This window comes from Actinomyces johnsonii (assembly GCF_006546835.1).
Lineage (GTDB): Bacteria > Actinomycetota > Actinomycetes > Actinomycetales > Actinomycetaceae > Actinomyces > Actinomyces johnsonii.
Window position 1 is genome coordinate 351,992 of sequence record NZ_VICB01000005.1, and the last position, 8,505, is coordinate 360,496.

Here is an 8,505-nt window from a genome sequence, read left to right on the forward strand (position 1 = left end):
GTGCGGCGAACCCCTAGACTCGAATCCCGTGAACGACTCTCTCATCATCCGCGGAGCCCGCGAGCACAATCTCAAGGGCGTCGACCTGGACCTGCCCCGCGATACGATGATCGTCTTCACCGGACTGTCCGGCTCGGGCAAGTCCTCCCTCGCCTTCGACACGATTTTCGCCGAGGGGCAACGCCGTTACGTGGAGTCCCTGTCCTCCTACGCCCGTCAGTTCCTGGGTCAGATGGACAAGCCCGACGTCGAGCTCATCGAGGGCCTGAGCCCCGCGGTGTCCATCGACCAGAAGTCCACCTCGCGCAACCCCCGCTCCACGGTGGGCACAGTGACCGAGGTCTACGACTACCTGCGTCTGCTGTACTCGCGGGCAGGCGTCCAGCACTGCCCCGTCTGCGAGGCGGTTATCTCCTCCCAGACCCCCCAGCAGATCGTCGACCAGGTCCGCTCCCTGCCCGAGGGCACTCGCTTTCAGGTGCTCGCCCCCGTCGTGCGCGGACGCAAGGGCGAGTACTCCGAGCTCTTCGGCGAGTTGCGCGGACGCGGCTTCAACCGGGTGCGCGTCGACGGCGCTGTCGAGCGCCTTGACAACCCGCCGACTCTCAACAAGCGCCTCAAACACGACATCGAGGTCATCGTCGATCGTCTCGTCGTCCGCGACGGCATCCGCCAGCGGCTGACCGACTCGGTCGAGACGGCCCTCGGGCTGGCCGAAGGCCTGATCATTATCGAGCAGGTCGACCTGCCCGACGACGACCCCGACCGGGAGCGCCGCTACTCCGAGAAACGCGCCTGCCCCAACGAGCACCCCCTGGCCCTGGACGAGATGGAGCCGCGCACCTTCTCCTTCAACGCCCCCTACGGCGCCTGTCCGGCCTGCACGGGCATCGGGACCCGGCTCGAAGTCGACCCCGAGCTCGTCGTCCCCGACGAGGAGCTCACCCTGGCTGAGGGCGCCGTCGCCCCCTGGTCAAGTCACCAGAAGTACTTCACCCGCCAACTTGAGGCCCTGGGCAAGGAACTGTCCTTCGACGTCGACACCCCCTGGCGCGCGCTGCCGGCGCGTGCCAAGGAGGCGATCCTGCGCGGCAAGGACTACGAGGTCAAGGTCACCTATCGCAACCGCTGGGGACGCGAGCGCATCTATTCCACCGGATTCGAGGGCGTCCTCGACTACGTCATGCGCAAGCACGACGAAACCGAGTCCGATTGGTCCCGCGAGCGATACCAGGCCTACATGCGGGAGATCCCCTGCCCCGTGTGCGACGGCGCCCGGCTCAAACCGGAGGTGCTGGCCGTGCGTGTGGGCGGGCTCTCCATCGCCCAGCTGTGCGAGCTGCCCATCAGCGAGGCCCGGGACTTCCTGGCCGGCCTCAGCCTGACCGGCCAGGCCGCTCAGATCGCGGGCAGCGTCCTGACCGAGATCAACGCGCGCCTGGGCTTCCTGGTGGATGTGGGGCTGGACTACCTCAGTCTGGCCCGCGGCGCGGCCACCCTCTCCGGGGGCGAGGCACAGCGCATCCGCCTGGCCACCCAGATCGGTTCAGGCCTGGTCGGGGTCCTCTACGTCCTGGACGAGCCCAGCATCGGCCTGCACCAGCGGGACAACACCCGCCTCATCGAGACCCTCCAACGGCTGCGGGACCTGGGCAACACGCTCATCGTCGTCGAGCATGATGAGGACACCATCCGCTCGGCCGACTGGATCGTCGACATCGGCCCCGGAGCGGGTGAGCTGGGCGGTGAGGTCGTTTACTCCGGTGACGTCGCGGGCCTGGCCGGAGCCGAGAGCTCGGTCACCGGTGATTACCTGGCCAGGCGGCGGCGGATCGAGATTCCCGACAAGCGACGCGAGCGCGACAAGAACCGTGAGGTCACCGTCGTCGGCGCCCGTGAGAACAACCTCAAGGACGTCACCGTGTCCTTCCCGCTCGGCGTGCTCACCGCCGTCACCGGCGTCTCCGGATCGGGCAAGTCCTCCCTGGTCAACTCCATCCTCTACCAGGTGCTCGCCAACCGGCTCAACCGTTCCCGCGGCGTGCCCGGCAGGCACAAGACCGTCAGGGGAGTCGACCACCTCGACAAGGTCGTCCACGTCGACCAGTCGCCGATCGGCCGCACCCCCCGGTCCAACCCGGCCACCTACACCGGGGTATGGGACCACATCCGCAAGATCTTCGCGGCCGTGCCGGAGTCGAAGGTCCGTGGCTACGGACCTGGGCGTTTCTCCTTCAACGTCAAGGGCGGCCGCTGCGAGTCCTGCAAGGGAGACGGCACGCTCAAGATCGAGATGAACTTCCTGCCGGACGTCTACGTGCCCTGCGAGGTCTGCCATGGCGCCCGCTACAACCGGGAGACCCTGGAAATCCGCTACAAGGACAAGACGGTCGCCGACGTCCTGGACATGACCATCCACCAGGCCGCCGACTTCTTCTCCGCTTCCTCGGTTATCGCTCGCCATCTCAACACCCTGGTCGAGGTGGGATTGGGCTATGTGCGCCTGGGCCAGTCGGCCACCACGCTCTCCGGCGGTGAGGCCCAGCGCGTCAAGCTCGCCACCGAGCTCCAGCGGCGCTCCACTGGTCGCACCATCTACGTCCTGGACGAACCGACCACCGGACTGCATTTCGAGGACATCCGCAAACTGCTCGGGGTGCTCCAGGGCCTGGTGGACAAGGGCAACTCTGTGGTGGTGATCGAGCACAACCTCGACGTCATCGCCAACGCGGACTGGGTCATTGATATGGGACCCGAGGGCGGCAAGGGCGGAGGAACCGTCGTCGTGACCGGCACTCCGGAGAAGGTCGCGGCCACGGAGTCGTCCTACACCGGCCAGTTCCTGGCTCCGATGCTTCGGACCGCCCGCGGCTGAACCGCAGCAGACGTGTCGCCGATTCTGCTCCAAGGCGAGTGAACGGTTCCGCCTCAGGAGCGGTTGTGATCGTCAGCGCCCTCCATGCCCTCCATCTGCGTGCGGCGCTGTTCCTGGGCGTAGCGGTTGTAGAGCAGTGAGAGCACGAAGCAGACGATGCCCGCGGCCGCCAGCGAGACGACCCGAATGATCGAGTTCTGCGAGGCTGTGTCGACGGCGGCAAGTTTGAGGACAGACAGGAGCACCAGGGTCAGGCCGTAGTGTCGCAGGACCGTCACGCGCACCTTGAACCCGAAGACGATGCAGGCTCCGCCGGTCGTCAGCACCAGTACAGACATGAGAACCGAGCTCGGTCCGATGTCGGTGACCGCGATGACCGAGAACCACATGAGCAGGGAGTCTCCGATCGCGAGGCTCAGACACACCTCCGCGCGCCGCCCCCACGGAAGCAGCAGCCACGTGGCGCTCGCTCCTAGCCCCAGAGCGACAGTCACCAGCGCCATCGTCCATACCGATGAGGTTAGCTCCTGCGCCCATGACAACGTCAGTGCGGCTATGGCGGCCACAAGCCCCGACACGATACACGACGCCGCCGGGGCCCCTGCCAGTGAGCTTCGCGGGTCGGGCAACGCCTCGCCGTGAGGGCCTACCTGGTAGCGGGCTCCCCGGCATCGACCGCCGAGCACCCGCAGGGGAGTGGCCCTGTTGGAGAAGGCGCCCAGGAGGATGAATGCGATGGTGACAAGCCCCGGGACCATGTGCAGGGCCGCCCAAGCGTTCTGGGATCTGCCCACGAGGCCACCTGCGAGCATCGGAGCGAGGACGGCAAGATTGAAGACGATCGCGGCCAGTGCCAGTCGCAAGGCCACAATCCTCGGTCGGATGCCCGACGGCGCAGTGCTCGTCTCGGGAGCCGGCGTGCCGCCCACAGCTCGGTCTCCGAGTCCCTCGGTCACTACCACCAGGAGCCCAGAGACCGCGATAGATGCGATGAGCAACAGGAGATCGGCCCGAGAATACGCGGTTTCGGGGAGTGTGAGGATCGGTGCGGTGCCGAGGAAAGCCAGGATCGGGGCCGGCTCCACCCGTCCGTCCACGATGGCGGGCAGGGAGCAGAGCATCGCGGTCATAACGACGAAGGGATAGACCCGGGGGTCGTTGATGATCGCCAGACCGACCAGTGCAACGGGGAGGATCGACGCCTCATGACCAATGGCCATGGCGCTGCGCCACTGGTCGGGGCTGCGGGGTGCGAACACCGCGAGTGCTGCCCCGGCCAGCAGGAGAAGCTCGAGGATGAAGACGGCGACAACGGTGGAGTGCGCCAGTTCGAGGTTCACCTGCTCGATCAGCAGGTTCCTGTAGGCCACCATAAGGACTGCGACGGCCAGTCCCCAGTCCCAGCCCGCCGTCTTGACACCGATGCTCCACAGACGCCTGCTGGCGTGCAGCGTCTGGCAGACGAGGAGCAGGCACAGAGCCATGGCGATACTGATACCGCCGGTGGTGGAGATGCGCAGCATCGGTCTGATCGGGGCGAAGACGAGCGTGACCGCCGTCGCCGTCATCGACGTCACCGGATACCAGGCGGCATGCCGCATTCGCTCCGTATTTCGTGACAGCATCCCGCAGGTGAGGGCCAGGACAGCGACGTAAACGCCGATCATCAGCCACGTGATGATCGCTGTCCTCGGCTGCTGAATCACATGGTTGACCGCGAAGCCGATGGTCACCAGGGCGCCGATGGTGGAGACGACCGCGGTGAACAGCACCCGGGTCAGGTGGGATACGACCAGAAGCACGAGCCCCCAGCAGGCCATGAGGACCAGAGCGGGTTCCGGGCTGAGTATCCCGTCCAGAAGGACGGCACCTACGATGGAGACGAAGCCGAGACCGCCACCGGTTCCCGTGATCGTCGCCGCGGCGACGCGATAACGGGGCCGGCTGTTCCCCAGATGGGCGCCCGCAGCCGTCATCGTCACCGCGATCAGCGCCAGAGCCAGGATCTTGACCGGATCGGGAATGGAGTCCCACACCAGGGCAAGCAGACTGACTCCTGCTGACAGAACGAGCACTGCGGCGGCGCCGGAGAGCAGATAACGCCCGAGATTTCCCTCCCGCATCGCCCGCCGTGCCCAGCCGGGAAGCTCATCGGCCTCGGCGGTACCCATGTGGCCTGTCGTAGTCGGCTTCTCCTGGTGAGGGTCCCTCCTACGGGCGCCGTTGGGTGGGGCGGGTGCCCGGCCCGTGAAGCCGGGGCTCGTCCAGGAGGACTGCTCGGGAGTTGTGCGGCTGGGCTCCTCGTGGTGCTGAACCATCGGCGCTACGGCCACGGTGTCACTGGGAGAGTCAAGGCTCTTGGCCTGGACGGACACGGCGGCCTCATCGTCTTGCGAGGTTTCGCCGTCGACAGCCTGCGCAAGAGACGTGTCGCGAACCTGTTCGGAAGTTTCTGCGCCAGGGCCCGTCGCAGGGGTGCTCTCGGGCGGCGTCGTCTCAGTCGCGGGCGAGCCAGTGGCGGGCAAGGGCGCCGCTACATGATCATCGACGACTCTGATGGGCTCGGCGGCCTTCGAGGCGGGAACCCGCAGGGTGCCTTCCTCTGTCGTGGGCTGATCACCTTGCCCCCGTGCCGGGGCGCCGTCGGCGTAGGTCAGTGAGGCGACGCGCCCAGCGATCCAGTCGATCTTCTTCTCGATGAGGTCCAATCTCTGCATGAGCAGAACGACATTCGGACCCGCATTGGGCGGCATGGGCATGACGGTTCTCCTAGTTACTCGGTGCTTGACGATAAGTGGCTCGTCACACAACCGGATCAAAAGAGAATAAGGGGAGAGCCCGACGTCGGGAAGAGGAAAGGCTCCCCTGTGGATAACCCGCTGAGCCCGAGAAGCTGCCGGTCACCCTCTTACAAACGAACAGAGTCGAACAAACTGCCCCAAGAACGGTCAGTGTGGGTTAGGCTACGCGTCATGAGCGAGAACGGACTCACTGCTGCCCAGCACAAGATGCGCGACGCGGGCGTCGCCGAGCAGGCCATTACGGTCTTCACGCACTACTACCGGTCCCTGGAGGCGGGAGCCACGGGGCTCATTCCCGAGGAGACCATTGAGCCACTTACGCAGATCGACTCTCTTGCCGACGTCGAGGTCAGCGAGGAAGCGGCGCGGGAAGCGCTGAGCAGGACGGTCCTCATCCGCCTCAACGGGGGCCTGGGGACCTCGATGGGGTTGGATCGTGCCAAGTCCCTCCTCCCGGTGCGCGACGGCAAGACCTTCCTTGACCTGCTGGTCGACCAGGTCGCGGCGGCCCGCCGACGTTACGATGTGAGTCTGCCGCTGATCCTCATGAACTCCTTCCGCACCCGCGAGGACTCCCTCGAAGTGCTGGCCGGGCGCCCTGAGATTCAGGTCGACGGCCTTCCACTGGACTTCCTGCAGAATCGTGAGCCCAAGCTGCGTGCGGACGATCTGACTCCCGTGGAGTGGGCGGCCGATCCCGAGCTCGAGTGGTGCCCGCCGGGGCACGGTGACATCTACACCGCCCTGCTCGCCTCCGGACTGCTGAATACGCTGCTGGACAAGGGCTACCGGTATGCCATGACTGCCAACTCCGACAACCTCGGTGCGGCGCCATCGGCTAGGATCGCCGGCTGGTTCGCGGCCTCCGGCGCCCCTTATGCCCCGGAGATGTGCCGCCGCACGCCGGCCGACGTCAAGGGCGGTCACCTAGCTGTGCGCAAGAGCGATGGGCGCATCATCCTGCGCGACACGGCGCAGACGCCCGAAGACCAGATGCACTACTTCACCGACCAGTTCCGCCACCCCTTCTTCCACACGAACAACCTCTGGTTCGATCTGAAGGTTCTGCGCGACACTCTTGTCGAGCGGGGAGGGATTCTCGGACTGCCGCTCATCAAGAACAGCAAGACGGTCGACCCCGCGGACTCCTCGTCAACGCCGGTCATCCAGCTCGAGACAGCCATGGGGGCCGCGGTGGAGGCCTTCGAGGGGGCCACGGCCATCGAGGTGCCCCGTTCCCGGTTCCTGCCGGTCAAGACCACCAACGACCTGCTGCTGGTACGTTCGGACGTCTACGAGGTTGACGACGACGGCCTGCTGCAAATGGTTCCGGAGCGCGCCTGCACCGTGAACCTCGACCCCCGTTTCTACAAGAAGATCCAGGACTTCGAGGCCAGGTTCCCCGATGGCGTCCCCTCGATCAAGGACGCGCAGACGCTGACGGTGGAGGGCGACTGGGCCTTCGGTTCCGGCGTCGTCGCCACAGGGGAAGCTCACCTGCAGGAGGACGGCTCGCCCGGAAAGGTCGCCGACGGCGCCCGGATCTGATGACTGGAGACCGTGTCGCCGCTGCCACTTCTGACGCGGGGCCCGGATTCAGTGGCCGGGTCCCGCGGCAGCGAGCCGGTGCCTCAGCAGCCGGTTCATGGCTTCAGCCGGAAAAAGAAAACGTCTGCCACCCTGAGTCGTGACAGACGAGATCAGTAGTATTACCCGTACCCGGTGGGCGATACTGGAATCGAACCAGTGACCTCCTCGGTGTGAACGAGGCGCTCTAACCCCTGAGCCAATCGCCCGGTGCGGCGCCAACCATAGCCAGGTCGGCACCTCCGGAGCAAACGGCTGCTCGGTGAGGTGAATCACCGCGATGCTGTTTGCCTTTCGGTGTGATCGTGATGCTATGGTTTTCCAGCACCGAGCGGTTCGGCAGGACCGTGAGGGGTATGCGGATGTGGCTCAGTTGGTAGAGCATCACCTTGCCAAGGTGAGGGTCGCGGGTTCGAGTCCCGTCATCCGCTCCGAGGAGCAGGGCGCCCAGTCCCGGCATTCTCATGGTGGGTTGGCCGAGAGGCTAGGCACCGGCCTGCAAAGCCGTTTACACCGGTTCGAATCCGGTACCCACCTCGGGCGATTGGCGCAGCGGGAGCGCGCTTCCCTGACACGGAAGAGGTCACTGGTTCGATCCCAGTATCGCCCACGACACAATGTTGAAGGCCCAAGCTCACCGGCTCGGGCCTTCAGTGTCAAGTAGCCCTACCTGTCCGGGCCTAGGCTCCTGAACATCTTGGCCAGGCTGTTTGCCTCCACGCCGTTCGTATATTTCCTCGAGTACATCATTGGGATCCGTCGTGTCATTCGCATGACCAATGCGATCGAGTCGAGCAACGCCCGCTACCGCAGACAACCCCAAACTCGGGGCTGCTTCCTCCTCGACGAGCAGACCGCGCGGAAACACCCGTACTTGAGGGCATGAACCCCTTGGTCCGACCGGGGATGACTTGGTCACACCGGAACATCAGGTCGTAGCCCGCACCAATACCCTCACGATCACCCTCCAAGGTGAGAAAACCACTCGACGAAATCCACCAGACCCCACACACCATATACGGACAGTTCCCGATTACTAGATCTATAGTTCCACTGAGTTTTCACGGGACTGTGCGGCGTGCTGGCCGGGGTTCTCGTCGGGAAGGAAGAGCTGCATGATGGCGCACCAGTTTCCAGGTTCTCGTCCCGCTGCCGTCGCAGTGGTTGAGGCTCGTGGTCTGACTAAGGTCTATGGCGAGGGCGACGCCCAGGTTGTCGCTCTGGACACGGTCAGCCTCACCA

3 protein-coding genes, 4 tRNA genes and 1 pseudogene are annotated in these 8,505 nt (G+C 65.4%); 6 read left to right on the plus strand and 2 right to left on the minus strand.

The annotated features are described in order from the left end of the window. The first annotated feature begins 28 nt into the window (after positions 1-28). Complete coding sequence (gene uvrA, locus FK256_RS06320; RefSeq protein WP_141424122.1) at positions 29-2,875, plus strand: excinuclease ABC subunit UvrA; 2,847 nt, start codon at positions 29-31, stop codon at positions 2,873-2,875. 53 nt (positions 2,876-2,928) lie between these two features. Here the strand turns inward: uvrA and FK256_RS06325 are convergent, their stop codons facing one another. Further along, positions 2,929-5,634, minus strand: a complete 2,706-nt coding sequence (locus FK256_RS06325; protein WP_141424123.1) for a DUF2339 domain-containing protein — start codon at positions 5,632-5,634, stop codon at positions 2,929-2,931. Positions 5,635-5,847: 213 nt separating this feature from the next. On the opposite strand from FK256_RS06325, the gene FK256_RS06330 reads away from it, so the two are divergent. Next, positions 5,848-7,224, plus strand: a complete 1,377-nt coding sequence (locus FK256_RS06330) for a UTP--glucose-1-phosphate uridylyltransferase (RefSeq protein ID WP_141424124.1) — start codon at positions 5,848-5,850, stop codon at positions 7,222-7,224. Between the two features lie 175 nt (positions 7,225-7,399). Here FK256_RS06330 and FK256_RS06335 read toward each other — a convergent pair. Then, positions 7,400-7,472, minus strand: a tRNA-Val gene (locus FK256_RS06335). A gap of 149 nt (positions 7,473-7,621) precedes the next feature. On the opposite strand from FK256_RS06335, the gene FK256_RS06340 reads away from it, so the two are divergent. The 4 genes and pseudogenes from FK256_RS06340 to FK256_RS14875 form a co-directional block, all read left to right on the plus strand. Further along, positions 7,622-7,694: transfer RNA gene (locus FK256_RS06340), tRNA-Gly, on the plus strand. Positions 7,695-7,729: 35 nt separating this feature from the next. Further along, positions 7,730-7,800: transfer RNA gene (locus FK256_RS06345), tRNA-Cys, on the plus strand. Position 7,801: 1 nt separating this feature from the next. Further along, positions 7,802-7,873: transfer RNA gene (locus FK256_RS06350), tRNA-Val, on the plus strand. 60 nt (positions 7,874-7,933) lie between these two features. Continuing rightward, positions 7,934-8,140 (plus strand): annotated as a pseudogene (locus FK256_RS14875) (transposase); the annotation flags it as partial. Positions 8,141-8,505 lie beyond the last annotated feature (365 nt).

Bases quoted from the DNA above. Each gene is read 5' to 3' on its own strand.
- FK256_RS06330 (WP_141424124.1), top strand. From the start codon at position 5,848: ATGAGCGAGAACGGACTCACTGCTGCCCAGCACAAGATGCGCGACGCG.
- FK256_RS06325 (WP_141424123.1), bottom strand. From the start codon at position 5,634: ATGCCCATGCCGCCCAATGCGGGTCCGAATGTCGTTCTGCTCATGCAG.